This window comes from Dactylosporangium sp. NPDC000244, from assembly GCF_040300725.1.
GTDB lineage: Bacteria > Actinomycetota > Actinomycetes > Mycobacteriales > Micromonosporaceae > Dactylosporangium.
In genome coordinates, this window is sequence record NZ_JBEPEH010000012.1 from 119,192 (window position 1) to 145,008 (window position 25,817).

The 25,817-nt window shown below is 72.5% G+C and carries 21 protein-coding genes; 12 read left to right on the forward strand and 9 right to left on the reverse strand.

Going from position 1 to position 25,817, the window contains the following annotated elements; translation table 11 throughout:
* Positions 1–3 precede the first annotated feature (3 nt).
* Positions 4–1,536, forward strand: a complete 1,533-nt coding sequence (locus tag ABT369_RS18785) for an MFS transporter (RefSeq protein ID WP_350613467.1) — start codon at positions 4–6, stop codon at positions 1,534–1,536.
* On the opposite strand, the gene ABT369_RS18790 is transcribed toward ABT369_RS18785, so the two are convergent.
* Entirely contained in the window at positions 1,478–2,896 is a 1,419-nt protein-coding gene (locus ABT369_RS18790) for a DHA2 family efflux MFS transporter permease subunit (protein WP_350613469.1), read from the reverse strand. The genes ABT369_RS18785 and ABT369_RS18790 overlap by 59 nt on opposite strands.
* A gap of 84 nt (positions 2,897–2,980) precedes the next feature.
* On the opposite strand from ABT369_RS18790, the gene ABT369_RS18795 reads away from it, so the two are divergent.
* The 5 genes from ABT369_RS18795 to ABT369_RS18815 all read left to right on the forward strand — a co-directional run bounded on the left by ABT369_RS18795 (position 2,981) and on the right by ABT369_RS18815 (position 8,768).
* On the forward strand, positions 2,981–3,664 hold the full coding sequence (locus tag ABT369_RS18795; RefSeq protein ID WP_350613470.1) for a TetR/AcrR family transcriptional regulator: 684 nt from the start codon (positions 2,981–2,983) through the stop codon (positions 3,662–3,664).
* A gap of 44 nt (positions 3,665–3,708) precedes the next feature.
* The gene (gene serS, locus ABT369_RS18800; RefSeq protein WP_350613472.1) at positions 3,709–5,001 is read left to right on the forward strand and encodes a serine--tRNA ligase; all 1,293 of its coding nucleotides are present in this window, start codon (positions 3,709–3,711) and stop codon (positions 4,999–5,001) included.
* A 266-nt stretch (positions 5,002–5,267) separates the two neighbouring features.
* On the forward strand, positions 5,268–5,855 hold the full coding sequence (locus tag ABT369_RS18805) for a TMEM165/GDT1 family protein (protein WP_350613473.1): 588 nt from the start codon (positions 5,268–5,270) through the stop codon (positions 5,853–5,855).
* Between the two features lie 620 nt (positions 5,856–6,475).
* On the forward strand, positions 6,476–7,330 hold the full coding sequence (locus ABT369_RS18810; RefSeq protein WP_350613475.1) for a metal ABC transporter substrate-binding protein: 855 nt from the start codon (positions 6,476–6,478) through the stop codon (positions 7,328–7,330).
* Between the two features lie 10 nt (positions 7,331–7,340).
* Entirely contained in the window at positions 7,341–8,768 is a 1,428-nt protein-coding gene (locus tag ABT369_RS18815; RefSeq protein WP_350613476.1) for a M1 family metallopeptidase, read from the forward strand.
* Between the two features lie 331 nt (positions 8,769–9,099).
* Here the strand turns inward: ABT369_RS18815 and ABT369_RS18820 are convergent, their stop codons facing one another.
* Entirely contained in the window at positions 9,100–10,743 is a 1,644-nt protein-coding gene (locus ABT369_RS18820; protein WP_350613477.1) for a hypothetical protein, read from the reverse strand.
* A 230-nt stretch (positions 10,744–10,973) separates the two neighbouring features.
* Between ABT369_RS18820 and ABT369_RS18825 the strand changes: the two genes are divergently transcribed.
* The 6 genes from ABT369_RS18825 (at position 10,974) to ABT369_RS18850 (ending at position 17,789) form a co-directional block, all read left to right on the forward strand.
* Positions 10,974–12,029: a hypothetical protein gene (locus tag ABT369_RS18825; RefSeq protein ID WP_350613479.1), complete on the forward strand. Its 1,056-nt coding sequence runs from the start codon at positions 10,974–10,976 to the stop codon at positions 12,027–12,029.
* Complete coding sequence (locus ABT369_RS18830) at positions 12,026–13,654, forward strand: VWA domain-containing protein (RefSeq protein ID WP_350613481.1); 1,629 nt, start codon at positions 12,026–12,028, stop codon at positions 13,652–13,654. The genes ABT369_RS18825 and ABT369_RS18830 overlap by 4 nt, the downstream gene beginning before the upstream one ends.
* Before the next feature lie 69 nt (positions 13,655–13,723).
* Positions 13,724–14,611, forward strand: a complete 888-nt coding sequence (gene ppk2 / locus ABT369_RS18835) for a polyphosphate kinase 2 (protein ID WP_350613482.1) — start codon at positions 13,724–13,726, stop codon at positions 14,609–14,611.
* A gap of 113 nt (positions 14,612–14,724) precedes the next feature.
* Positions 14,725–15,579, forward strand: a complete 855-nt coding sequence (locus tag ABT369_RS18840) for an MEDS and STAS domain-containing protein (RefSeq protein ID WP_350613483.1) — start codon at positions 14,725–14,727, stop codon at positions 15,577–15,579.
* Positions 15,580–15,678: 99 nt separating this feature from the next.
* Positions 15,679–17,385, forward strand: coding sequence for a 4-alpha-glucanotransferase (malQ, locus tag ABT369_RS18845; protein WP_350613484.1), 1,707 nt, complete (start codon positions 15,679–15,681; stop codon positions 17,383–17,385).
* 140 nt (positions 17,386–17,525) lie between these two features.
* Positions 17,526–17,789 (forward strand): hypothetical protein, encoded by a 264-nt coding sequence (locus ABT369_RS18850; RefSeq protein WP_350613486.1) that lies wholly within the window; start codon positions 17,526–17,528, stop codon positions 17,787–17,789.
* Between the two features lie 743 nt (positions 17,790–18,532).
* On the opposite strand, the gene ABT369_RS18855 is transcribed toward ABT369_RS18850, so the two are convergent.
* Genes ABT369_RS18855 through ABT369_RS18885 form a run of 7 tightly spaced genes read right to left on the reverse strand, consistent with a single transcriptional unit; the run spans position 18,533 to position 25,809 of the window.
* Positions 18,533–20,170 carry a fucose isomerase gene (locus tag ABT369_RS18855; protein ID WP_350613488.1) on the reverse strand — a complete coding sequence of 546 codons (1,638 nt, stop codon included), beginning with the start codon at positions 20,168–20,170 and terminating at the stop codon, positions 18,533–18,535.
* A 19-nt stretch (positions 20,171–20,189) separates the two neighbouring features.
* Positions 20,190–21,647, reverse strand: a complete 1,458-nt coding sequence (locus ABT369_RS18860) for an FGGY-family carbohydrate kinase (protein ID WP_350613489.1) — start codon at positions 21,645–21,647, stop codon at positions 20,190–20,192.
* Positions 21,644–22,615, reverse strand: coding sequence for a LacI family DNA-binding transcriptional regulator (locus ABT369_RS18865; protein WP_350613491.1), 972 nt, complete (start codon positions 22,613–22,615; stop codon positions 21,644–21,646). The genes ABT369_RS18860 and ABT369_RS18865 overlap by 4 nt, the downstream gene beginning before the upstream one ends.
* The gene (locus ABT369_RS18870; protein WP_350613492.1) at positions 22,609–23,460 is read right to left on the reverse strand and encodes an alpha/beta hydrolase; all 852 of its coding nucleotides are present in this window, start codon (positions 23,458–23,460) and stop codon (positions 22,609–22,611) included. Before ABT369_RS18870 ends, ABT369_RS18865 begins: the two co-directional genes overlap by 7 nt.
* Positions 23,457–24,047 (reverse strand): hypothetical protein, encoded by a 591-nt coding sequence (locus ABT369_RS18875; protein WP_350613494.1) that lies wholly within the window; start codon positions 24,045–24,047, stop codon positions 23,457–23,459. The genes ABT369_RS18870 and ABT369_RS18875 overlap by 4 nt, the downstream gene beginning before the upstream one ends.
* The gene (locus tag ABT369_RS18880; RefSeq protein WP_350613496.1) at positions 24,047–24,874 is read right to left on the reverse strand and encodes a carbohydrate ABC transporter permease; all 828 of its coding nucleotides are present in this window, start codon (positions 24,872–24,874) and stop codon (positions 24,047–24,049) included. The genes ABT369_RS18875 and ABT369_RS18880 overlap by 1 nt, the downstream gene beginning before the upstream one ends.
* Entirely contained in the window at positions 24,871–25,809 is a 939-nt protein-coding gene (locus ABT369_RS18885) for a carbohydrate ABC transporter permease (RefSeq protein WP_350613498.1), read from the reverse strand. Before ABT369_RS18885 ends, ABT369_RS18880 begins: the two co-directional genes overlap by 4 nt.
* Positions 25,810–25,817 lie beyond the last annotated feature (8 nt).

Below are 25,817 nucleotides of genomic sequence, written 5' to 3' on the forward strand. Positions count from 1 at the left end.
CGCATGACCGCCACCGCGGACGAGCGCCTCGCGTTCGCCAGCCCCACCGGCCGCTGGGTGCTCACCGCCACCATCCTCGGCTCCGGCATCGCCTCCATCGACGCGACCGTCGTCGGCATCGCCCTGCCCGCGATCGGGCGCTCCTTCGACACCGGCCTGCAGGTGCTGCAGTGGGTGGTCACCGCCTACACGCTGACCCTGGCCGGGCTGCTGCTGCTCGCGGGCGCGCTCGGCGACCGGTACGGCCGGCGGCGGGTCTTCACCTTCGGCGTGGTCTGGTTCGCGGCCGCGTCCGTGCTCTGCGGGATCGCGCCGGACGGGTGGACGCTCGTCGCCGCCCGGGCGCTGCAGGGCGTCGGCGCGGCCCTGCTCACGCCGGGCAGCCTTGCGATCCTGCAGGCGTCGTTCCGGCCCGAGGACCGCAGCCGGGCGATCGGCGCGTGGTCGGGGCTCGGCGGCGTGGCCACGGCGATCGGGCCCTTCCTCGGCGGCTGGCTCGTCGGCCTCGGCTCCTCGTCGTGGCGGCTCATCTTCGCGATCAACGTGCCGATCGCGGCGGCGGTGGTGTACCTCACCTGGCGCCACGTCCCCGAGTCCCGCGACGAGGAGGCGAGCGGCCGGGTCGACCTGGTCTCCGGGGCGCTCATCACCGCCGGGCTCATCGGCGTCACCTACGGGCTCATCGAGGGCCAGGCCCTCGGCTGGACCAGCGCGCCCGTCCTCGCCGCCCTGGTCGCCGGGGCCCTGCTCGTGGCCGGGTTCCTCTGGCGGCAGACCCGGCTCGAGCATCCGATGCTGCCGCTCGGGCTGTTCGGCTCCGCCCAGTTCACCGCGACCAACGTGGTGACGTTCATCCTCTACGGCGCGCTCGGCGGCGCCCTGTTCCTGCTGCCGATCCAGCTGCAGCAGGTCGCCGGGTACTCCCCGCTGGAGGCCGGCGTCTCCCTGCTGCCGCTGACGGTCGTGATGCTGCTGCTGTCCTCGCGCTCGGGCGCCCTCGCCGCGCGGATCGGGCCGCGGCTGCAGATGAGCCTCGGGCCGGTCGTCGCCGGGGCCGGGATGGCGCTGTACGCCCGCATCGACGCCGGGGGCTCGTACCTGACCGAGGTGCTGCCGGCGGTACTGGTGCTGGGTCTGGGTCTGTCCATCACCGTCGCCCCGCTGACCTCCACGGCGCTGTCCTCGGCGCCGGCCACCCACGCCGGGATGGCCTCGGCGGTGAACAACGACGTCGCCCGGGCGGCCGGTCTCGTCGCCGTCGCGGTGCTCCCGGCCGCCGCGGGCATCACCGCGGCCGCCTACGCCTCGCCCGACCTGCTGTCCGCGGGCTTCCACCGGGCCGTGCTGATCTGCGCGGCGCTGTGCGTGCTCGCCGGCGGCCTGGCCGCGGTGAGCATCCGCAACCCCCGGGCCGAGCCGCGGCCGCCAGAGGAGCACCCCTTGCGGCACTGCGCCCTGGATGCTCCTCCGGCCTCGCTCAGACGGGCTGGAGCTCCGGCTCCGGGGCCACGGCCGCCGGCGTCCGCGGAGTCGTGATGCGCCGCAGCATCACCAGCGCGATCGGCACCCCGGCGGCGACCAGCGCGGCGGCCACGACCAGCGAGAACTGGTAGCCGGCCAGGAACCGGTGCAGCGGCTCGCCGCTCGCCGCGCCCTGCCGGTTGGACAGGATCGCGCCGAGGATCGTGATGCCGAGCAGGCCGAAGACCTCGCGCGACACGTTGAGCATGCCCGAGGCGATCCCGGCCCGGCCCTGGGGCAGCGCGCCCAGGATCACGTTGTTGAGCGGGACCAGCAGGCCGCCGCCGAGGCCGAACACCAGGAACCAGGGGAGCAGGTCGGTGTACCCGGCGCCCTCGCCGACGGTCGCGAGCGCGCCGACCCCGGCCGCCATCAGCGCCATGCCGGCCGCGACCGTGGGCCCGGCGCCGAAGCGCGCCTCGAGCCGGGGCGCGACGGTGGCCATGACCGCCATGACGAGCGCCATCGGGACGAACGCCGAGCCGGCTTCGGTCGGGGAGAACCCGAGGACGTTCTGCAGGAAGATCGCGGTGAAGAAGTAGATGCCGAAGACGCCGAACGCCCAGAGGCCCATGGTGGCGAGGCCGCCGCTGAAGACCCGCATCCGGAAGAACTTGAGGTCGACCATCGGGTGCTCGGTGCGCAGCTCGATCACGACGAACCCGATCGCGGCGAACGCGGCCAGCGCGAACGCGCCGAGGATGGTGCCGGAGCCCCAGCCCCTCGACTCGCCCTCGATGAGCGCGTAGGTCAGCGCGAAGAGGGCCAGGGCGCTCGTGGCCAGGCCGGGCAGGTCGAGGCTGCGGTCGGCGCTGCGCCGGCCCGCGGGCAGCGTCAGCGCGCCGAGCACGGCCGTGGCCACGCCGATCGGGGCGTTGATGAGGAAGATCCAGCCCCAGGAGGCGTGCTGGCTGAGGAATCCGCCGGTCAGCGGCCCGATCGCGAGGGCCAGGGCGCCCACGCCGCCCCAGATGCCGACCGCCGCCCCGCGCTCCTTCGGGTCCGGGAACAGCTCGGTGAGCAGGGCCAGGGCCGTCGGGGTCAGCAGGGCCGCGCCGACGCCCTGCAGGGCCCGGGCCCCGATCAGGATCTCCTGGCTGCCGGCCAGGCCCGCGGCGACGGAGGCGACCGTGAAGACGCCCAGGCCGATGAAGAACATGCCGCGCATGCCGAACACGTCGGCGACGCGCCCGCCGACCAGCAGCAGGCCGGCGAAGACCAGGATATACGCGCTCGCGATCCACTCCAGCCCCGAGATGCTCAGGTGCAGGTCGCGCTGGATCGACGGGAGCGCCACGTTGACGACGTTGTTGTCCAGGTAGGTCATGAAGGTGCCCAGGGCCACGGCGACCAGGGCCAGCCAGCGATTTCTCATGGTGATGTGCTCCCCCTATACGGTGTACCTGTACGTCGTACATGTACGTTGTAGAGGAGAACCCATACGTTGTACAGTTGTCAAGTGCCGCCCAAGACCTCCGCCGAGCGCCTCACGAAGTCCGCCGTCGCCGAGCGCGCCCTGCGCATCGGCGACACCGACGGCCTCGAGGCCATCACCATCCGCCGGCTCGCCCAGGAGCTCGGCGTCACCCCGATGGCGCTGTACTGGCACTTCAAGAACAAGGACGAGCTGCTGCTCGGCCTGATCGACCACGTTCTGGCCGAGGTGCGCGCCGACCGCCACGCGACCGACCCCTGGCCCGACCAGCTACGCGCGATGGTCGAGGCGCTGGTGCGCGCCATGCGGGCCCACCCGTGCCTGCCCGACCTGCTGCACGCGGCCGACAAGCAGCAGGTCGAGGGCTTCACGAGGGCCACCGACGACGCGCTCGGGCTGCTGGAGCGGGCCGGGTTCACCCTCGAAGAGGCGTACTGGGTCGCCTCCTACCTGCTGCACGCGGCGATCGGCCTGGTGCAGGCCCAGCCCGGCTGCCCCCTGGCGGTGCCCCCGGACCAGGTCGACGAGTGGCTCCGGCGGCAGCGGCTGCACCTGGAGGGCCTGCCCCCGCAGCAGTTCCCGCACATGGTCCGCCTCGCCGACAGCTACCGGTCCCTGCCGGACCTCGAGCGGTACTACTCCTTCGGCATCGACCTGGTAATGGGCGCGGTGGAGAAAATGGCTGCGGGCCGCCCGGTAGCATCCTGAGCGTCCGGGTTTTCTCCCAAATCGAAGCGAAGGTGCGCGGCAGCATGCTCGACATCGACTTGATTCGCAAGGACCGGGCCTCCGTCGAGGCCGGACTGTCCAAGAGGCTCGAGCCGTCCGAGGTGTCCCGCGCGCTGAGTGCGATCGCCGACCTCGACAAGCAGCGGCGCGAGCTCATCGGCGAGATCGACGCCGAGCGGGCCCGGCGCAAGGAGGAGGCGCGCGCGTTCGCCGCGGCCAAGGCCGCCGGCCAGGCCATCGAGGCGGGCGCCCGCGACGCCAAGGCCGCCCTCGCCGAGCTCGAGGAGCGCCTGGCCCAGACCCAGCGCGACCTCGACAGCGCGATGAGCGTGCTGCCGAACCTCCCCGCCGACGACGTGGTGGCCGGCGGCAAGGAGGCCAACCAGGTCGTGCAGGTCTACGGCGAGGCGCCGGTGATCGAGAACCTGCGCGACCACGTCCAGCTCTCCAGCGACCTCGGGCTCGTGGACTACGAGCGCGGCGTGAAGCTCGGCGGCTCCGGCTTCTGGATCTACACCGGCTGGGGCGCCCGGCTGGAGTTCGCGCTGGTGAACTGGTTCATCGACCGGCACTTCGCGGCCGGCTACCAGTTCATGCTCCCGCCGCACCTGCTGCTCGACTCGGCCGGCTACGCCGCCGGGCAGTTCCCGAAGTTCTACGACGAGGTCTTCCACATCGCCGGGGAGGAGGGCGAGCGGGGCCGGTTCCTGCTGCCCACCTCGGAGACGGCGATCCTGGGCGCCTACCAGAACGAGATCTTCGAGACCGACAGCCTGCCGCACCGGGTGTACGCGTACACCCCCTGCTACCGCAGCGAGAAGGCCGGCTCGCACTCCGACGAGCGCGGCACGGTCCGCGGCCACCAGTTCAACAAGGTCGAGATCTTCCAGTTCACCAGCCAGGAGGACGGCGAGAAGACCCTCGAGGAGATGGTCGACTACGCCGAGGGCCTGGTGCGCGACCTGGGCCTGCACTTCCGCCGCTCGCTGCTGGCGGCCGGCGACGCCAGCGCCTCGATGCGCAAGACCATCGACATCGAGGTCTGGATGCCCAGCACCGGCAAGTACAAGGAGATCTCCTCGGTCTCCTGGGCCGGCGACTACCAGGCCCGCCGGGCCGGCATCCGCTACCGCGTGCCGGGCTCCAAGAACAACAAGTTCGTGCACACGCTCAACGGCTCCGCGCTGGCGACCAGCCGGCTCGTCCCCGCGATCCTCGAGCAGTTCCAGCAGCCCGACGGCTCGGTGCTGGTCCCGGAGGTCCTGCGGGACAAGGTCGGCACCGACCGCATCACGAAGCCCTCAAAGCGCAAGTAGCGCGCCACGGCCCCGCACGACGTGCCGGTGATCACGTCGTGCGGGGCCGGGCGTTTCCGCTAAGGTGAGGGTGAACGAAGGGGAGTAGTCCTCAACTGCCCGGTCGACATACTGGCGCTGGAAGTTTCAGGCCCGGCCGTGCGGCTTCCGTTCTCGGAAGCGGACGAGACTTTCGGCCTCGCTGTCGGCTGTGTTTTCACAAGTCGGACGGCCGGGTCGAGGTCGTCCGCCCTCGCCTCCCGGTCCGTCCCGGGAAGGGTTCCACCTTGAGCGCGTTCCTCTCCGCCCTCGCCATCAGCTTCGGCGTCATCTTCGTCGCCGAACTCGGCGACAAGTCCCAGCTGATGGCGCTGACGTTCGCCACCCGCTTCCGCACCGTGCCGGTGCTCATCGGCATCACCATCGCCACGGCGGTCGTCCACCTCGTCTCCGTCGCCGTCGGCTACGGCCTCGGGGCCGCCCTGCCGACCGCCTGGATCTCGCTCGTGGCCGCGCTGGCGTTCTTCGCCTTCGGCGCCTGGACCCTGCGCGGCGACAGGCTGACGGAGGAGGAGCGCGGCAAGGCCGAGCGCACCACCCGCTCCGCGATCATCGCCGTGGGCGTGTCCTTCTTCCTGGCCGAGCTGGGCGACAAGACGATGCTGGCCACGATCACGCTCGCCACCCAGCACGGCTGGCTCGGCACCTGGATCGGCTCGACGGTCGGCATGGTCGCCGCGGACGCCCTGGCGATCGTGGTCGGCCGGCAGTTGGGGCGCCACCTGCCGGAGAAGGCCATCAAGTACGGGGCCGCGGCGCTGTTCGCGATCTTCGGCGTTTGGCTGCTGGTTGAGGCGCTGCGCGAGCTGCTCTGACGCGGGGGGTTTTCCCGACATGTCGGGCGCTTCGCGCCACGACATGCTCGGATTTATCACCCGCCAGGGTATAAATCCGACATCAGTGCAATTTGCTGCGGCCATTTGCGGGCCGCCCGCTCCTCCGCCCTCGCGCGGGCGGTGCGGGCGGCCTCTTGGCGTCGATGTCGCCCTCCGTGAGGGCGCCTCGCAGGCGGCCGGACCGGGGCAGCGGGGATTGATTGGCGCCGGAGCGGTGATCGTCCGCGTCGGCGTGCGGCGGGCCGCCTCGCGCGCAGGCGCCCGGCTTGCGGCCGGGTTCGCGGTGGCCTGTGCGCGGACGCCCAGCCCACGCCCAGCCCACGCCCGGCCCGCGATGGCCTGCGCGCGGGCGCTCGGCTTGCGGCCGGGTTCGCGGTGGCCTGCGCGCGGACGCCGCCCGGCCCGTGGCCGGGCTTGTGACGGCCTGTGTGGGCGCCCTACTTGCGGCCCGGACTCGCGACGGCCTGCGGCCAGCCTCATGGCGGCCCGCGTGGAAGCGCATCGCCGCGACTGAGCCGGGACGTGCCGGGACGTGCCGGGACGCGCGGCCGAATCCATGCGTTTTTGACAATGGTTGTCATCCCCGGGAGACTTGGGGCATGCGGTGGAGGGCGTCGGCAGTGCTCTGCGCGGCCCTCGTCTCGCTCGCCGGATGCGCCGTGCACGAGCAGCCCGACGACGGCCGGGTGCGGGTCGTGGCCGGGTTCTATCCGCTGCAGTTCGTCGCCGAGGAGATCGGCGGCGACCGCGTCGCCGTGGAGAACCTGACCCGGGCCGGGGCCGAGCCGCACGACCTCGAGCTGCAGCCGAGCCAGCTCGCGGCGCTCGAGGACGCGGACCTGGTGCTGTACCTGCGAGGTTTCCAGCCCGCCGTCGACGAGGGCGCCGACCTGCAGAAGAAGGCCAAGACGTTCGACGTGTCCACCGTCGCCGCCCTGCACGGTGCCGACCCGCACGTGTGGCTCGACCCGATGCGGCTGGCCACCATCGCCGGCAAGGTCGCGGACCGCCTCGCCGAGGCCGACCCCGCCCACGCCGCCGAGTTCCGGGAGCGCGCCGCCGGGCTGGAGGGCAGGCTGCGGGAGCTTGACGGGGAGTACAGCCGCGGACTGGCGAACTGCGTCCGGCACGACGTGGTCACCAGTCACGAGGCGTTCGGCTATCTCACCGCGCGCTACGGGCTCACCCAGGTCCCCGTCACCGGCCTGAACCCGGACGAGGAGCCGGGACCGCAGCGCGTGCGGGACGTGGCCCGGCTGGCGAAGGAGCGCGGCGTCACCACGATCTTCTTCGAGTCGCTGGTCAGCCCGAAGCTCTCGGAGACCGTGGCCCGCGAGATCGGCGCCCGGGCGGCCGTGCTCGACCCGATCGAGGGCGTGGAGGACGGCGAGACGTACCTCACGGCCATGCACTCCAACCTCGCGACCCTCCGCACCGCCCTCGGCTGCGGCTAGTCTTCGTCGGGTGCGACGCGCGCTTGGGGTGCTGACGGCGGCCGTGCTGCTGGTCACCGGCTGCACGCCCCAGCCGCCGCGCGCCCAGGGCCTGCCCATCACCAGCCCGAGCGCCACCGTGCAGGACCACAGCAACCGCGACGGCACCTCGTCGCCGGTGGCCGACCCGATCTACCCGGCCTACGGCAACCCCGCGCTCGACGTCCTGCACTATGACCTGGCCCTGACCTGGGCACCCGGGCCGCGCACGCTCACCGGCACCGCCACGATCCGCGTCCGCGCCGTGCACGCCGTGGACTCGGTCAGGCTCGACTTCTCCAGCGCGTACACCCTGAGCTCCATCAGCATCGACGGAGCGACCGCGACGGGCCGGGTCGCGGACGGCGATCTCGTCGTCGACAAGGCGCTGCCGGCGGGGGCGGTGGCGACGCTGGCGGTGGGGTACAGCGGGACTCCCACGACCGTCGCGATGCCCTCGCACCGCGGGGACGTGGAGCCGCTCGGCCTGACGGTGACCCCGGGCGGCGAGCTGTGGACGATGCAGGAGCCGTACGGGGCCAGCACCTGGTACCCGGCGAACGACCAGCCGTCGGACAAGGCGCTGTACGACATCGCCGTCACGGTCCCGCAGGGCTGGTCGGCCGTCGCGAGCGGCACGCCCGGCCCGGTCTCGGGCACCACCTTCCGCTACACCTCGGCCACGCCTGTCGCGTCCTACCTGACCACGCTGGCGGTCGGCCAGTACACGAAGACCGAGCTCAAGGGCCCGAACAACCTCCCGATCACCCTGTGGACCCGCCCCTCCGACAACGCCGGCCAGCTCGAGGCGCTGCGGCAGCTCCCGGCGTACGTCCAGTGGCTCGAGACCCGCTTCGGCCCGTACCCGTTCCCCTCGACCGGCGTGGTCCTCGTCCCGTCGCAGTCGGCGATGGAGACCCAGCAGATGATGACCGTCGGCGCCGACGTCGCCCACGGCACCGGCGCCCCCGATGTGCTGGTCCACGAGCTCGCCCACCAGTGGTTCGGCGACGCGGTCGGCCCGTCGACCTGGCAGGACGTGTGGCTGAACGAGGGCTGGGCCAGTTACGTCGAGCAGCTGTACCGCACTCAGTCCGACCCGGTGGCGATGGCCCGCTGGGAACAGGCGGCCCGCTCCGCCGACGCCGACCTGCGCGGGCGCATCGGCCCGCCGGGCCACCCGCGAGCGGACAGCTTCGCCGAGAACAACGTCTACGTGTGCCCGGCCCTGATGCTGCGGCAGCTGCACAAGGCCCTCGGCGACGAGCGCTTCTTCGCCCTGGGCCGGGCATGGGCGTCGTCGAACGCGGGCACGGCGAAGTCGCGAGCGGACTTCATCGCGTTCGTGAACCGCCAGACCGGCCGCGACTTCACGTCCCTGATCAACGCCTGGCTGGACTCCCCGACCACGCCCTCCTGACCGCCGAGCAACCGTCGCCGCGGCGGCGGGCTGGTCGGCCCGCCGAGCGACGCCAACCCGCCGACGCAGGTCGCGTCGAGGTCGGGTGCGTCCGTCAGGAGCATCGGCCGCGCCGCTGCCGGGACCGCGCCGCTGATCTGCGGGTCCTGGCGGTAGGCGGCGGGCCGAGCGCGGAGTGCGTAGTGGCCCGCGGCGCGCCCCCGTTGCCGGTGGATGTCCACCGGCGCGCGCCGCGGGGCCCCTCCCGCGTCGCGAGCGGCGCCGCCGATCCCCGGGGCGGCACGCTCGCCGACGTTGCCCCTTCCTATCAAAGGGCGTCAACGTGGCCGGGCTATTCGTGCAGGCCGCCCGCCACGACGTGGATGAACGCCGCCTGTACGTCGTCGACCTGCTGGGCGTTGTCGACGTACGCGCCCAGCGGCTGCAGCGCGGTCTTCAGACGGTCCGCGGCGTCCTTCTTGCCGAGCACGACCACGCTGATCGTGACCGGGCGCTCGCGGTCCTGGAGTCCTTTGAGCTTCTCGACCATCGCCGACACCGCGGCCGCGTTCGCGCTGTCCTTGTTCGCGTCGTCGGTCAGGATGAAGACCTGGTTGAACATGTCGTCGTGCCAGTCGTCGCGCACGGACTGGTACGCCGCGACGATCGTGTCCAGCAGGCCCGGGCCGGCCTTGTGCGTGGTCAGGGTGTTCACGGAGCGGGTGAAGGCGGCCTTCGACGTGTCGTCCAGGCGGTCCGACGGCAGCAGCTTGCGGTAGCCGCCGGGCTGGCCGGGGCTGATCTCCCACAGGCCCAGGCGGGAGCCGACCGGCATGAGGTCGCCGACCACGCGGCAGCCGGCCTTGAGCACGTCGATCGGGGCCTGCTTGCCCGGCGGGGAGCCGGCCGGGCTCGCGCCGTTGCCCGAGCCGGCCATGTCCACGGCGATGAGCAGGTTGCTGCGGCGGTCCTCGGGGTCCCAGGTCGCGAAGACGTGCTGCACGTGGTGGGCGGCCAGCACGTCGAACGGCGGCGCGGTCGGCTCGGGCAGGGCGGATCCGCCCTCGAAGGGCGGGCGGACCTGACCGGGGCCGCGCAGGCCCGCGGCGTTGACGGCCTGGCGCACGTCGGTGCTGCCGAAGCTGTCGAGGAGGCGCTTGAGGGCCGCGGCGCGCTTCGGGTCACGGGCCGCGGCGGCGATGGGCAGCCAGGTGTACCGCATGAGCGCCGTATGGTCCGCCCCGGCCAGATAGGTGCGGGTCCGCGCGAGGTTCATGATGGGCAGCAGCGCGTACTCCGGAACCAGCCCGACCTCGCCCGCCTCGTCCGGGGTCGCGGCCAGGTCGTGGGTCACGGTGCGGGTCACCGCCAGGGTGGTGTTCAGCGCGAGCGAGGAGGCGTCCATGCCCTCCTTGAGCCAGACCGCCTCGCCCACGGCCCCGGCCGCGACCAGGCCGTCGCCGGACAGCGACGGGTCGCGCACGACCAGGCGCACGCCGGACGACTTCGCGTCGAGCAGCTCGGCGAGGGCCAGCCAGCCGCCGTCCTGCCCGCCCTTGATCTTCGCCGCGGTGGCCTCGTCGGTGACCATGAAGATCGGCGAGGTCGCGAGCGTCGGCGCGGGGCTGTCCTTGGCCGTGGCGGCGAGGAGCCCGGGCGCCGCGATCGTGGCCCAGCTGGCGTCGTCGGGGATCCACACGTCGGCGTTGACCTGGGCGAGTTGGCCGGCCGCGGGGCGCCCGTCGGCGGTGGTGACGTCGAGCTGGATGCAGTCCTTGCCGGCGCGCAGGGTCCGGCCGGCCGCGGAGACGACGGTGGAGAACGAGGACGCGGTCACGACCCGCAGCGTGGTCGGGCACTGGCTGCCGTCGTCGCCGGCGGACTTGTCGTGCAGCACGTACCAGCCGGCGCCGCCGAGGAGCCCGACGGCGAGCAGCAGCACCAGCCCGCGCAGGACCACGCCGAGCGGGCCGCCCGTCGTCTGATGCCGTCCCATCCGCGCCACCCTCCCCCTGACCGACGGGCAGTATGACATCGAGCAAGGCGGATTAAGGCCCTGGCCAGCCGGTCGGCGGCGAGGCTCGGCCGTTCGGATGAAGCATTCCACGCACTTCGCGACGCAGGGTGATGCGGCCGACACGGCGGTGCTCCACTGTGGACGAAATGAACGCCGGCTGAACAGGACATTGACGGACGAAGCTTGACCGAATAGGGCAGGATCGGGGCGTGAAACGGACCGGACCCCTGATCGTCCTGGCGCTCGTGCTGGTCGTCGCCGGCGCCGTCGCCGGGCACCTGCTCGGCCGCGGCGAGGGGCCCGGCGGGGGCGACGTCAAGCAGCTCACCGCGATCGTCGGCTCCGAGAAGAAGCCGTTCTTCGACGACCCCGCGGTGAAGGCGGCCCTGGCCCGGCACGGCTGGGCGGTGCGCGCCGACGCGTCCGGGTCCCGGCAGATGGTCACGCGCACGACGGGGTACGACTTCGCCTTCCCCAGCAGCAAGGCCGCCGCCGAGGAGGTGCGCCGGCACGCCGACCCCAAGGGCGAGAACGTCGTGGTGTTCTCCTCCCCGCTGGCCGTCGCGACCTTCCAGCCGATCGTGGACCTGCTGGGCAGCGCCAAGCTGGCCCAGCGCGACAGCGCCCAGGTCTGGCGGCTGGACCTCAAGGCGCTGGTCGACGCGAACCGCCGCAACCTGAAGTGGACCGACATCCCCGGCAACACGACGCGGCCCGTCGCGCAGAACGTGCTCGTGGCCACCACGCGGCCGGAGGACTCCAACTCCGCGGCGATGTTCGCCGCGCTGCTCGACAAGGTCACCGGCGGGGACCTCGGCGCCGTCGCGAAGCTCTTCACCGACCAGGGCGCCGTGGACACCACGAGCGAGGAGCCGTTCGAGAGCTACCTGCGCCGCGGGACCGACTTCGCGCCGATGGTGCTCATCTACGAGGCCCAGTTCGTCGACCACGCGGTCAACCAGGGGCTCGCCAACGGGCAGACGGTGCTGTACCCCACGCCGACCCTCATGTGCGAGCACACGATCGTGCCGCTGAGCGCGGACGGCGTCACGGTGGCCAAGCTCCTGGCGAGCGACCAGGAGCTGCAGCGCCTGGCGGCCAAGCACGGCTTCCGGACCGCGGACAGCACGCTGACCGCGCCGGTTTTTGCCAAGGTACGGCCCGGAGACGCCGCCCTGCCGGACTCCATCGCCGGCGCCGTGCCCGACCCCGACTACGACACCCAGCACAGCCTGCTGGCTCGGCTTGAGGAGAAAATGGCATGAGGAGGCTCGGCGTCGCGGCCCTGGCTGGTGTGCTCCTGCTCGGCGCGTGCACCAGCAAGCCGAAGGGGTCCGAACCGGCGGCCAGCGAGGGCCCGTTCCTCAAGGGCTCCGGCACCCTGCGCGTCCTCGCCGGCAGCGAGCTCGCCGACCTCCAGCCGATCCTCGACAAGGCCCGCCAGGCCACCGGGGTCGAGGTGAAGCTCCAGGCCACCGGCACCCTCGACGGCGTCGAGAACGTGGTGTCGGGCAACGCCGCCAAGAGCTACGACGCGATCTGGTTCGCCAGCAACCGGTACCTCCAGCTGCACCCCGGCGCCGGGGACAAGATCGGCACCGCCACCAAGGTCGCGACCTCGCCGGTCGTACTCGGCCTGCGCGAGTCCGTCGCCAAGCAGCTGGGCTGGGTCGAGCACCGCCCGACCTGGTCGGAGATCGCGGTCGCCGCGGGCGAGCACAAGTTCACCTACGGCATGACGAACCCGGCCAGCTCGAACTCGGGCTTCTCCGCGCTCGTCGGGGTCGCCGCGGCCCTGTCCGGCACCGGCGCGGCCCTGGGCACCGAGCAGATCGCCCCGCTCACCCCGCGCCTGCGGGCCTTCTTCGCCGGGCAGAACCTCACCGCGGGCTCGTCGGGCTGGCTGGCCGACGCGTTCACCAAGAACGCCGTGGAGAAGAACGACCATGCCGTCGACGGGCTCGTCAACTACGAGTCGGTGATCCTGTCGCTCAACGCCTCCGGCAAGCTTCCCGAGAAGCTTTCCGTGGTGTACCCGTCCGACGGCGCCGTCACCGCCGACTACCCGCTGACGCTGCTGGCGGGAGTGCCCGAGCAGACGAAGACGAACTACGCGGCGATCGCCGACTACCTGCGCCGGCCGAGCGTGCAGCAGGAGATCATGGCGCGCACGTGGCGGCGGCCCGCCGTACCGAATCTGGCTCTGGCTCCCGAGTTCGGCCCCAAGGGTGGCGGAAGCCTGCCCGAGCTGCCCTTCCCCGGCAAGCTGGAGGCGGCCAACGCGCTCATCGGGGCGTTCGGCGACGACCTGCGCAAGCCCGCGCGCACGATCTACGTGCTGGACCTGTCCGGCTCGATGAAGGGCGAGCGCATCGAGGGCCTCAAGAACGCGCTCATCGGCCTCACCGGCGCCGACACCAGCCTGTCCGGGCAGTTCAGCCGGTTCAACGGCCGCGAGCAGGTGCTCATGATCCCGTTCAGCACGAAGCCCGGCCAGGTGAGCCGGTTCGACGTGCCCGAGGACAACTTCCAGCCGACGCTGGATCAGATCCGGGGCTACGCCGCCGGGCTGAAGGTGTCCGGGGACACCGCGATCTACGACGCCCTGTTCACCGCCTACGACCAGGCGGCGGCCCTCGCCAAGGACGACCCGGACCGGTTCACGTCGATCGTGCTGCTCACCGACGGCGAGGTCACCGCGGGTTCGCGCCTGGACGCGTTCAGGTCGCGGGTGCCGCAGCTGGCCAAGGTGCCCGTGTTCACGATCCTCTTCGGCGAGGGCAACGTCGCCGAGATGCAGCAGATCGCCGACCTCACCGGCGGGCGCACCTTCGACGCCCGCACGGCCTCACTGCCGGCGGCGTTCAAGGAGATCCGCGGGTACCAGTGATCTTGTTCGTTGCCCGCTGTTCAGGCCCCGGCAGTGGTCAAATGCCGGGGCTTGGGGTACATCGAAAGGATGACGGAACTCTCGCTCGACGACTACCTGGTCGAGGACGACGACGATGACGACCCGGTGCTGCTGCGCAAGGACGGTCAGCCGGTCGACACGTGGCGGGAGGACTATCCCTACGGCGAGCGGATGACGCGCGCGGAGTACGACCGCACCAAGCGTCTCCTGCAGATCGAGCTGCTGAAGCTGCAGAACTCGATCAAGGACCGGGGCGACCGGCTCGTGATCCTCTTCGAGGGGCGCGACGCGGCCGGCAAGGGCGGCACGATCAAGCGGTTCATGGAGCACCTGAACCCGCGCGGCGCCCGCGTGGTCGCGCTGGAGAAGCCCAGCGAGCGGGAGTCGACGCAGTGGTACTTCCAGCGCTACGTCCAGCACCTGCCCGCCGCCGGCGAGATCGCCCTCTTCGACCGGTCCTGGTATAACCGGGCCGGGGTCGAGCGGGTCATGGGGTTCTGCAACCGGGCCGAGTACCTCGAGTTCATGCGTCAGGCCCCCGAGCTCGAGCGGATGCTCGTGCGCTCCGGCATCAAGCTGGTCAAGTTCTGGTTCTCGGTCTCGCGCAACGAGCAGCGCACCCGGTTCCTGATCCGGCAGGTGGACCCCGTGCGGCAGTGGAAACTGTCGCCGATGGATCTCGCGTCGCTGGACAAGTGGGACGACTACACCGAGGCCAAGGAGGCGATGTTCTTCTACACCGACACCGCCGACGCGCCGTGGACGGTCGTGAAGAGCAACGACAAGAAGCGGGCGCGGCTCGAGGCGATGCGGCACGTGTTGAGCCGGTTCGACTACGCCAACAAGGACTCCGATCTCGTCGGGACGCCCGACCCGCTCATCCTGGGCCCGGCGGCGCTCGCCGACGACAAGGCGGACGACGCGCCGCGGCTCTGAGACATGGCCGCGTACGGCTGAGTAGCGACACGCCGAGGGGTTGAGTAGAGCAAGTCGGGCATTCACGCCTGCGGCACTCACGGCACGGCATTGCACGTCGTAAAGTGTTGCCCGTGCGGGAGCTTGGGACGGCGTTGTTCGGCAGGCACGTGACGCTGTCTTACTCAGGCGACCACGAGATCCGCGGGCTGCTGACCGACTTCGCGCAACGCGCCGTCACCGCTGGTCACCGCGTTGTGATATTCCTCGACACCGATTCGGCCGACCTGGCCCAGGCACTGGCCGCCGACGTGATCGGGGCCGCGCCCGGGCAGCTCAGCACGGTGCGCTACGACACCGGTCAGACCGGTGCCCCGCTCGGGAGCTTCGGCGGCCCGCTGTTCGGCGTGGCGGACATGCTCGACCTGCTCGGCCGGCTCGTCGACGGCACGCTGCGGGGCGGGTGGCCGGCGCTCTGCGTGGCCGCCGAGATGACCTGGACCGACCGGCCCGCGTGGACGCCGACCGACCTGTTCGCCTACGAGCACCAGGTGAACCGCTTCTTCGGCGACCCGCGCGTGACGGGGCTGTGCCTCTACGACCGGCGGCGGTTCGGCAAGGAGCTGCTGGCGCGCATCGGGGCGGTACACCCCGGGCCGCTGCTGGCGTTCACGCTGGGCGGCTGGGGCGCACACCTGCGGCTCACCGGGGAGCTGGACGCCTCGAACGCGGAGTCGCTGCCGTCGATTCTCGAGCTGGTGGCGGCGGCCGACTCCGTGGTCATGCTCGACGCGAGCGACCTCGACTTCGTGGACGCGGCCGGGGCCGCGCACATCGTCCGCTTCGCCGCGTCGCGCCCGCACCGGCACACGGTCGTGCGCTGCGGCCGCGGGGTGCGCCAGGCATTACAGCTCGTGGGCGCCGAGTCGGTGCCGAGCCTGGTGCTGCGCGACCGCGTTGCCGCCGGTCCGGTCGCCACCGCCTCGTGATCGCGGCCTTGCGCGTTTTCGCCGCTTCGCGATCACGACCTTACGCGTTTCGCCGCTTCGTGATCACGGCCTTGGGGTAAGACTGGCGACGTGTCGCCTATGTCTGATGAGTCCCTGGCCGCCGAGGCCGCGGCCCGGGGTGTCGCCACCTGGTACGAGACCGCCGGTCACCGGCGCGTCGACATCGATTCCGAGGTCGTGCGGTCCGTCATGGCCCTGCTCGAGCCGCGCGGTGCCGGGGTCGCGCCGGCCGCCGCACCCGTCGCGCTGCCCGAGGTGCCGCGCACGTGGGGATGGATGATCCAGCTGTACGGTGTGCGCTCCGCCGCCTCCTGGGGCGTGGGCGACTTCGCGGACCTGGCCGTGTTCGCGCGCTGGGCGGCCCTGACCGGCGCCGGTGCGATCCTGGTCAACCCCCTGCACGCCGTGGCGCCCGTCGACCCGATGCCGTCGTCGCCGTACTCGCCGTCCTCGCGCCGCTTCGTGAACGCCGTCTACCTGCGCGTCGAGGACCTGCCCGAGTACCGATCGGCGGATGCCGAGCTGCGCTCGCGGGTCGACGCGCTGCGCCCGGCCTCGGCCGACCTGATCGACTACGACACCGTGTGGCGCGCGAAGCGGTCGGCCTTGGAGCTGCTCGCTGGCGACCTTTCGGACATTTCGGATATTGAGCCGGCGTTGCGCGACTTCGCCACCTACACCGCGCTCGCCGAGGTCCACGGCGTCGACTGGCGCGAGTGGCCGCAGGAGCTGCGCCGCCCGGGCCCCGCCGCGTACGCCGCGGCCGACCCGAAGCGGGCCGCCGTCCACGTCTGGCTCCAGCGCCGCTGCGCCGAACAGCTCGCCGCGGCCAACGCGGCCGCGGCGGGCATGGCGGTCGGCATCGTCCACGACCTCGCGGTCGGCATCGACCCGGGCGGCGCGGACGCGTGGACCCTGCAGGACGTGATCGCCGCGGGCGCGAAGGTCGGCGCCCCGCCGGACGCGTTCAACCAGCAGGGCCAGGACTGGGGCCTGGCGACGTGGCGGCCGGATCGCCTGGCGGCCACGGACTACGAGGCGTACCGAAACCTCCTGCGCGGCATCTTCGAGCACGCCGGCGGCCTGCGGGTCGACCACGTGGCCGGCCTGTGGCGCCTGTGGTGGATCCCGCCGGGCCACGGCGCGGCCCAGGGCGCCTACGTGCACTACGACGCCGAGTCCATGCTCGGCGTCCTGATCGAGGAGGCCGTCCGCGCGGGTGCCGTGGTGGTCGGCGAGGACCTGGGCACCGTGGAGCCGGTGGTCACGGAGACCCTCCAGGCGCGCAACATCCTCGGCTCGGCGGTCCTGTGGTTCACGCGGGACGAGGACGGCGCCTTCATCCCGCCGGCCCAGTGGCCCGCGAACGCCATGGCGAGCATCTCGACCCACGACCTGCCGACGGCGACGGGCTTCCTGACCGGCGAGCACGTCCACGCCCGCGCCGCGGCCGGCGTGCTGACCCGCCCCGTGCCCGAGGAGCAGGCCGCGGCGGGCCAGGACCGGGCCGCGCTGCTGGCCCTGCTGAGCGCCGAGGGCCTGGCGGACGAGACGAGCACGGACGCCGAACTCGTGGTGGCGATGCACAAGCTGCTGACCCGCACGCCGTGCCGCATCCTGCTCGCGTCGCCGTACGACGTGCTGGGCGAACCGCGGCAGCCCAACCTGCCGGGGACTTCGCAGCAGTACCCGAACTGGCGCATTCCGCTGCCGCTGAAGCTCGAGGACCTGACGGCGGACCCGCGCATGCTGCAGATCGCCGAGATCCTGGACGCCCGGGCCTGAACGACGGTGGCCGGCCGGCAGCACCGGCCGAGCCGTCTCACCTCGACTCCCGGCTTGAAATCGCACGGATTGACCGAGATCGTGTTATGATAGTCCGTTTTAGGCCGGCCCCACCATTGCGCGAATGCAGCCGTTCGACCTTGGGGGGACAGCGTGGATGGGCGGGCCGCGACGTTGTTGGCGAGTCGCATTACGCCGAGCACATACGGCGGCTCCTGCCGTCCACGGTCGGCGAGGACGGCGCCGAGCTGGAGATGGCGGCACAACTGCTGCCCGAACCGACAAACGCCCGCGACGCAAAGGTGGTCGTGGTCAAATGCGGCGGCGGCGTTGTCGGCCACCTGCCGCGCGAGGAGCCGCGGGCCTGCTTCCCGATCCTCACGGCCCTCGTCGGCCAGGGCTAGTTGCCGCAGGTGAATGCGCGGTCTGGGGCGGGTACCGCCATGACCACGAGTCCGACGACGGCCGGGCCCAGGACCGCCTTCGCTTTTGTCGGCTCCGTCCGCCTCGATCTCGCCGAGCCGCACCTCATCGTGCCGGCCAGTCTGCCGCCGGGCGGTGCCGGTCGAGCAGGCAGCGCGAACGACCCGTACCGTCGTCGAGGTGCGGGTGAACGGCAGCGTCGCGGGCACGCTCACGCCGAAGATGAGCGGCGAGTACCTGCCGACGATCCGGCTGCTGGCGCTTCCGCCCCGCGCCCGGCTGGCCTTCGCCGCCGGCGGGATGGGCGCCGCCCGTCGGCTGGCGCCCGGATCCCTCGTGGCAACCGGCTCCGCCCGGGTGGGTGTTCTGGCTCCCGCTCTCCCTGCCGGTCGGCGCGTTCAGCCTCGACCCGCCGCCGCCGTCCTGACGCACACGGTCAGGACGGCGGCGTCGGGAGATCGCTGCCGGAATGCGTCCGTCGCGCGGGGCCGGTGGCGATCGCTTCGGGCGATGGTCAGCCGCGCCGGACGCCGCGACGATGCCTTTCTACGGTTGCGCCGACGGTTTGGGAGTCGCAGTGGGCATCGTCATCTCGCTCATCTCGGGCATGTTCAGCCTGACGATCGCCATCATCAAGGGGTTCGTGTCCATCATGACCGCGCTCATTCGGGCGGTCTCGCGATAGGGCCGGTCCGGGTCCCCGGGCCGGCCCTATCGGCGGTGGCTAGAGGTTCACGTCGCCGCAGAGGTGGACCTCCACGCCCAGTGTGGACAGCAGGGCGGCCTTGGCCAGCAGGGCCTTGTCCGCGGTCGCGGCGTCCGGGGCGTAGGCCACGTTCAGGTGGTTGGCCTTGTGCCGGGCCATGAACTGGTCGCGGCTCACCCCGTGCAGGACCGCGTGCATGATGGGCCACGCCGGGGTCGTGGCCTCCGAGCGGCGCCGGGACTCCTCGTCCGGCAGGGACACGGCCGAGGCGCGGCCGAGGTCGGCGTGCAGCGCGCCGCCCTGGACGAAGACGCGGCTCCAGACCACCTCGCCCGGCTTGCAGATGCCCTTGATGGTCGAGCCGCCGAGCGGGAAGTACACCGGGTCCTGCCGCCAGCCGACCGCCTCCGCGTAGCCCGTGGCGAAGTGTGACGCCGGGACCGAGCCCGAGATCTCCCACACCCACACGAAGCGGCCGTCGTAGTCCTCGCCCCACCGGACGTCGTGCAGGGTCGTCGCCGGGTCGAGGCCCATGGCGGTCCAGATCCGGTTCGTGACCAGGGCGTCGACCGCCACCCCCTCGTCCGCCTCGTTGAAGTGGGGCAGCGGGGCGCCGTCCCACAGCACGCGGGAGCCGTCGCGGGAGGTCACCGGCGGGCGGGAGACGTTGTTCAGCAGGCCCTCGGCCAGGTCCGAGGCGGGGCAGATGTCCTTCAGGCCCTGCTGGTACTGGATGCCGACCGCGTCGAGGCCGAAGTCGTCGCTGATGCGCAGGGCGGCGACGTACATCTTGTACTGCCACCGCAGCTGCGAAGGCGTCAGCTCGGTGGCCTCGTCGGTGCCGAGCCGGAAGGTCATGCCCGCCGCCGAGAGCCACGCGCCCACGGCGTCGGCCTCCGAGTCGGGAACCCGCTGCATCTCGGCCCACAGCGCGGACTGCGAGAGCCGCTCCTTGTAGATGCCGATCGGGTTCAGCAGCTCGTCGTCGATGATGGCGTTGTACATGCCCATGCAGCCCTCGTCGAAGACGCCGATGATGGCCTTGTCGGCGAGGAGCTGCCCGGCCAGCGCCCGGCCCAGCGCGACCTCGGGGCCGTCCGCGAGCGCCGGAAGGTCGCGCACGTGCGAGGCGTCGTGCGGCACCGAGCCGGTCGTGACCCACGAGCGCAGGCCGGACCGGAACCACTCGTCGGTGAAGTCGACCGACCACAGCGTGGAGTAGGCCACGCCCATCTTCGCCATCCCGGCGTTGACGCCCAGCAGGCCGACCAGGCCGGGCCAGTCGCCGGCGAAGTTCGCCACGGTGAGGATCGGGCCGCGGTGGGTCCGCAGGCCCGCGAGGACGTGGTGGCTGTACTGCCACACCGCCTCCGCCACGATCAGCGGCGCGTCCGGCGGGATCGACTTGAACACCTCCAGCCCCATGCGCTGGCTGGAGATGAACCCGTGCCCGGCCTCGGGGTCGTAGTCGTGGGCCCGCCGCACGGTCCAGCCGAGCTCGGCCAGCGCGGCGGCCACGGCGGCCTCCATGCGCTCCTGGGTCGGCCAGCCGGCTCGGTTCGCGGCGGGGCGCAGGTCGCCGCTGGCGATGAGGTACGCGGTGTTCGGCTCGGCGGCCGGGCGGGACGGTGCGGCGGGGAGGGTGTAGGTGCTCATCGGGGTCCTCCGGGAGATGTCACGCGAGCAGCCGCTGGCGGGCCGCGAGCGTGTGGGCGATGGTGCGGGTGGCCGGGTAGAGGCCGAGGTAGAGCGCGTAGAGCTCGTCGTACTCCGCCTGCGAGGAGGGCTCTACGACGGCAGCCGGCGGATTCCATGCATCAATGTCGATCTCGGAAAGCGTGGAGGCGGCCAGGAAGGCGGCGCCGTAGGAGGCGCCCACCGTCACCTGGGGCACCACCTGGGGCAGGCCGGTCACCGACGAGACGATCTGCGTCCAGAGCCCGCCCCGCGTGCCGCCGCCGACCGCCACCACGCGCGAGATGTCCGCGCCGGCCGCGCGCAGCGCCTCGACGTTGTGCCGCACGCCGAACGCGGTGGCCTCCAGCGCCGCCCGGTACAGGTCGCCGCGCGTGTGGGACAGGGTCAGCCCGGCGATCACCCCGCGGGCGTCCGGGTCCTGGATCGGGGTGCGCTCCCCGGCGAAGTACGGCAGCATCAGCAGCCCGCGCGCGCCCGGGCCGGACGCGGAGGCCTCGGCCAGCAGCGCCTCGAACGAGGCATCGGTGATGGAGCGCAGCCACGACGTCACGGCGCCCGACGTGGCCATCCCGCCGGCCAGGTTGCGGGTGCCGGGGAAGGCGCCGACGGTACCCCACATCACCGGGCTGGTCACGAGCCGGTCGACGGTCGCGACCAGGAACATCGTGGTGCCGTACATGAGCATGAGGTCGCCCGGGCGCTGGGCGCCGACGCTGACGGCCTCGGTCCACGCGTCGATGGTGCCGGTGATGACCGGGGTGCCCGCGGGGATGCCGGCGACGGCGCGCGCGGTGGTGCCGGCCACGTCGCCGGGCCAGGCCAGCGGCGGCAGCTCCAGGCCCGGGGCGATCAGCTCGGACCAGGGCCGGTGCCAGTCCAGCGCGTGCGTGTCGAACAGCGGCGTGCACTGGCTGGCCGAGTGGAAGTCCAGGACATAGGAGCCCGTCAGCCTGTACGCCAGCCACGACGCCGGCATGAAGAGCCGGCGCGCACGGGCGGACACCGCGGGCTCGTGCGCGGCGAGCCAGGCCAGCTTCGGGCCGACCGCCTGCGAGGACAACACCGAGCCGCAGCGCGCCAGGATCGCGTCGGCGCCGCCCAGCCGCTCGGTGAGCGACTCGATCTCGGCGGTGGCGCGGGTGTCGATGCCGTACAGCACCGCCGGCCGCACCGGGGTGCCCGCCGCGTCCGTGAGCAGGACGCACGGCCCCATGCCGCTGACCCCGACGGCGGCGACGGTGACGCCCGCGGTCAGCTCCTCGGCGAGGGAGACGAACTCGTCCCACCACACCGCGCCGTCCATCTCGACGTGGCCCGGGTGCGGGCGGTCCACGTCGTGCTCGCGCACCGCGGTGCGCACCACGGCCCCGCCGGCGTCGACGAGGACGCCCTTGCTGCTGGAGGTACCGATGTCGACGCCCAGAAACAGGGTCATCGTTGCTCCCTCGTCCGCAGGACCACGGTCTTGGCGGGGCCGGCGTCGCCCCCGATGCGCTCCAGCAGCAGGGTCGCCGCGGCCTCGCCGAGCTCGCGCGCCGGCACGTCCACGACCCGGATGCCGCGGCGGCCGAACGACGCGAACGGCAGGTCGCCGAAGACCGCGAGGCCGAACCCCGGCGGGGCGAGCCCGGCGTCGTGCAGCGCGTCGAGCGCCCCCGCGGCCATGAGGTTGTTCGCCACCACCGCGGCGTCCGGCGGCTCGGGCAGCGCGAGCAGCTCCGCCATCGCCGCCCGGCCGCCGTCGACGCGGTAGTCGGCGTAGCGCAGCAGGTCCTCGAGGTAGTCCTCGCCCGCGTGCCGGGCCGCCGCCTGCCGCCAGCCCGCCATCCGCAGCTGCGCGGTCTCCACCGAGCTCGGCCCGGTGATGCAGGCGACCCGGGTGAAGCCGGCCGCGAACAGCGACTCGGCCGCGGAGCGCCCGCCGGCCCGGTTGTCCACGGTGACCGCGTCGACGTCGGCGCGGGCCAGGCTGCGGTCGACGGCGACGACGGGCCGGCGGTGCGCGACGAGCCGGCTCACGTCGCTGGCGTCGTCGGCCGGGGCCAGGATCACGCCGGCCATGTGCTCGGCGAGCGCGATGTCGATGTAGGTCGCCTCGCGGTCCGGGTCCTCGTCGGTGTTGCACAGCACCACGGAGAAGCCGGCCGCCCGGGCCCGGTTCTCGACCCCGCGGGCGAGCGCCGTGAAGAACGGGTTCTCGATGTCGGGGATGATCAGGCCGATCACCGCCGAGTGCTGCCCGCGCAGGCGCCGGGCGGTGCGGTTGGGGGTGAAGTCGAGCTCGGCGGCGGCCGCCCGCACGAGCCGCTCGGACTCGGCGGAGACCTTGGCCCCGTTGAGCACCCGGCTGACGGTCGCGGGGGAGACGCCGGCCCGGGCCGCCACCTCGTAGATCGTCACCACGTGCGGAAGTCCTCGCGCAGGCTGCGGCGCAGCGCGGCGAGGCGGCGCTCGCGGGTGGCGATGCTGGCCTCGGCGGCCGGGTCGTAGACCTCGAACGCGTGGACCCCGCCCGGCACCAGCTCGAACACCGTCGGCACCCCGGCCTCGGCGAGCCGGCGCGCGTAGCCGGCGTCCTCGTCGCGGAACAGGTCGAGCCCGCCGGTGTCGAGGTAGGTCGGCGGCAGCCCGCGCAGGTTTTCCGCTCGTGCGGGGGCGGCGTAGGCGTCGGCGGTCCGGCCGCCGAGGTACGCCTCCCAGGCCACGTCGGCGAGGCGCCGGTTCCACACGGGGGCGTCGGCGTTCTCGGCGGCGCTCGGGGTCTCGTGGCGGTCGTCGAGCATCGGGTAGTAGAGGTGGGCGGCGGCGATCGCGGGGCCGCCCTCGTCGCGGGTCAGCAGGCACAGGGCCGCGGCCAGCCCGCCGCCGGCGCTGCCCCCGGCCACGACGACCCGCTCGTGGCGGGCCGCGCACCAGGCCAGGGCCGTGCGGCAGTCGTGCAGCGGGGCCGGGTGCGGGTGCTCGGGGGCGAGCCGGTAGTCCACGGCCACGACCGTGGCACCGAGCGCGGCGGCGAGGTCGCAGCAGAACGCGTCGTCGTACTCGGCGGCGCCGAGGAACATCCCGCCGCCGTGGATCCACAGCACGCAGGCGGGCCCGGTGCCGTGCACGCGCAGCGCCACGCCGTCCGCGCCGGCGACCCGCGGTGCGACGGCGGGCTCGACGAGCGCGCGCAAGCGGTCGTCGACGGCCCGTACCGCGGCCACCGAGAGCGGCCCGTCGGGCAGGTGCGCGGTGAGCGGGATCATCGGGTCGCCTGCAGCGCGTCGATCTCTCCCAGCAGCGCGGCGGTCTGGCGGGCCGCGATCGTCAGCAGCAGCGGGGCGGCGACGAGGGCGAGCACGCCGGCCGAGGCCGCGGCGGCGAACGCGCCCAGCACGGTCAGGCCGGTCAGGGTGAGGGCCCAGGCGGGGCGGTACGCGGCGAGGATGACCCCGCCGCGCAGCGCCGCCAGGCCGCGCTTGCCCCGAACCGCACCGTAGGCGAGCGCGTAGGGCCCGACGATCAGGACGGCCGCGGCCGGCACCACGCCCCAGGGGGCGAGCAGCGCCAGGCCGGCGACCGAGAGGAGTGCCGCGAGCACCGGGTCGACCCGCAGCAGCGCCGCCAGCCGCGGGTCCTCGCCGGCGGTGAGCGCGGCGAGCCCGGTCAGCGCGAGGGTCACCGGCAGCGTCGCCGCGGCCGCGACCCAGCCGGGCGCGCCGGTGAGCAGGGCGGCGCCGAGCGGCACCGCGCTGAGCCCGAGCAGCAGCCCGGCGCCGAGGTTGCGGGGCAGCTCGTGCCAGAAGGCGGTGGCGCCGGACCAGGCGAGCGCGGGGAGGGTGGTGTTGTCCATCAGAGTTTCAATCCGCTCGATGCGATCGACTGCACGATGTAGCGCTGGGCCACGATGAACACGACCAGGACCGGGACGATCGCCATCGCGATGCCGGCCGCGATGGTGCCCAGCGAGCCGGTGGAGAACCGCCCGGCCAGCAGCACCAGGCCCACCGGGAGGGTCTGCCGCTCGGTGTCGCTGATCATGACCAGCGGCAGCAGGAGGTCGTTCCACCAGTACGTGAAGCACAGGATGCCCAGCGTGGCGATCGACGGGCCGGACAGCGGCAGGATCACCCGCAGGAAGGTGCGCAGGTGCCCGGCGCCGTCGAGCTTCGCCGCCTCCTCCAGCTCGAACGGCAGCGCGAGGAAGTGCTGGCGCAGCAGGAAGATGCCGAACGCGCTGAAGATGCCCGGCAGGATCAGCGCCCACAGCGTGTTGGTCAGCTGGAGCTTCGACATGACCAGGAACAGCGGCACGATCGTCACCTGGATCGGGATCATGAGCGAGCCGATGACGACCGCGAACAGCACGCCCTTGCCGCGGAAGCGCAGCCGGGCGAACGCGTAGCCGGCGGTCGAGCAGGTGACGAGCTGCGCCAGCGTGATCGTCGTCGACACGATGATCGAGTTGAGGAAGAAGCGGAAGTACGGCACCTGGTCGGTGACCTTGCCGAAGTTCGCCGTGGTGAGGTTGTCCGGGTCGAACGTGGGCGGGAGCCGGTACAGCTCCGCGTCCGAGCCCGAGAACGCGCCCCGGAAGATCCACAGGAACGGCGCGGTGATCGCGAGCGCGGCGATGACGAGAATCGTGAACGTCGCCACGCGGGACAGGATGCGGCTCACTCGTAAAAGGTCCATCTTCTGGAGAGCCGGAACTGGATCGCGGTGAGCACGATGAGCACCAGCATGAAGGTGATGCCGATGGCGGAGGCGTAGCCGAGGTCGAAGTCGCCGAACGCGCGGTCGTAGAGGTACTCCACGATCGTCCGGCTGGCGTCGCCCGGCCCGCCCTGGGTCAGCACCCGCGGCTCGGCGAAGATCTGGAACGAGTTGATGGTGTTGATGACGACCAGGAAGAAGATCGTCGGCGAGAGCATCGGGAACGTGATGCGCCAGAAGCGGGTCCAGGCGTTGGCCCCGTCGACGATCGCGGCCTCCTTGAGCGCATCGGGGATGGCCTGCAGCCCGGCGATGTAGACGAGGATCGAGAACCCGATCGTCTTCCACGAGTTCACGACGATCACCGACACCGGCGCGAAGGCCGAGGAGCCGAGCCAGTCGATGCGGTCGACGCCGGCCAGCCCGAGCAGGTAGTTGACCAGGCCGAGGTCCTTGTTCAGCAGGAACCGCCAGATCAGCGCTACCGCCGAGGCCGACACGACGAACGGGAACAGGAACGACAGCCGGAAGAAGCCGCGCAGCCAGCGGGGCATCCGCGTCTCCAGCAGCACCGCGAGGAGCAGGCCGAAGACGACGTTCACGGCGAGGATGGCCAGGGCCATGTAGGTCGTGGAGCCGTACACGCCGAGCAGCCGCTCGTCGTGCACCAGCCGGTCGAAGTTGGCCAGGCCCACGAACTCGCCGTCGCTGAGCAGGTTCCAGTCGTAGAAGCTCAGGTACAGCACGCCCGCGGTCGGGGCGAGCACGAAGACGAGGAACGTCACGATCGACGGGGACAGGAACCCCAGGGCGGCGAGCCCGTCCCGGCGCTTGCGGCGGGGGACCCCCCGGCCGGGGTCGGTGACGACCGCGGCCGGAGGGATGGTGCCAGTTGTCATGAGGTCAG

Bases quoted from the DNA above. Each gene is read 5' to 3' on its own strand.
- ABT369_RS18785 (WP_350613467.1), top strand. From the start codon at position 4: ATGACCGCCACCGCGGACGAGCGCCTCGCGTTCGCCAGCCCCACCGGC.
- ABT369_RS18790 (WP_350613469.1), bottom strand. From the start codon at position 2,896: ATGAGAAATCGCTGGCTGGCCCTGGTCGCCGTGGCCCTGGGCACCTTC.
- serS (WP_350613472.1), top strand. From the start codon at position 3,709: ATGCTCGACATCGACTTGATTCGCAAGGACCGGGCCTCCGTCGAGGCC.
- ABT369_RS18810 (WP_350613475.1), top strand. From the start codon at position 6,476: ATGCGGTGGAGGGCGTCGGCAGTGCTCTGCGCGGCCCTCGTCTCGCTC.
- ABT369_RS18820 (WP_350613477.1), bottom strand. From the start codon at position 10,743: ATGGGACGGCATCAGACGACGGGCGGCCCGCTCGGCGTGGTCCTGCGC.
- ABT369_RS18830 (WP_350613481.1), top strand. From the start codon at position 12,026: ATGAGGAGGCTCGGCGTCGCGGCCCTGGCTGGTGTGCTCCTGCTCGGC.
- ppk2 (WP_350613482.1), top strand. From the start codon at position 13,724: ATGACGGAACTCTCGCTCGACGACTACCTGGTCGAGGACGACGACGAT.
- malQ (WP_350613484.1), top strand. From the start codon at position 15,679: ATGTCTGATGAGTCCCTGGCCGCCGAGGCCGCGGCCCGGGGTGTCGCC.
- ABT369_RS18855 (WP_350613488.1), bottom strand. From the start codon at position 20,170: ATGAGCACCTACACCCTCCCCGCCGCACCGTCCCGCCCGGCCGCCGAG.
- ABT369_RS18860 (WP_350613489.1), bottom strand. From the start codon at position 21,647: ATGACCCTGTTTCTGGGCGTCGACATCGGTACCTCCAGCAGCAAGGGC.
- ABT369_RS18870 (WP_350613492.1), bottom strand. From the start codon at position 23,460: ATGATCCCGCTCACCGCGCACCTGCCCGACGGGCCGCTCTCGGTGGCC.
- ABT369_RS18875 (WP_350613494.1), bottom strand. From the start codon at position 24,047: ATGGACAACACCACCCTCCCCGCGCTCGCCTGGTCCGGCGCCACCGCC.
- ABT369_RS18885 (WP_350613498.1), bottom strand. From the start codon at position 25,809: ATGACAACTGGCACCATCCCTCCGGCCGCGGTCGTCACCGACCCCGGC.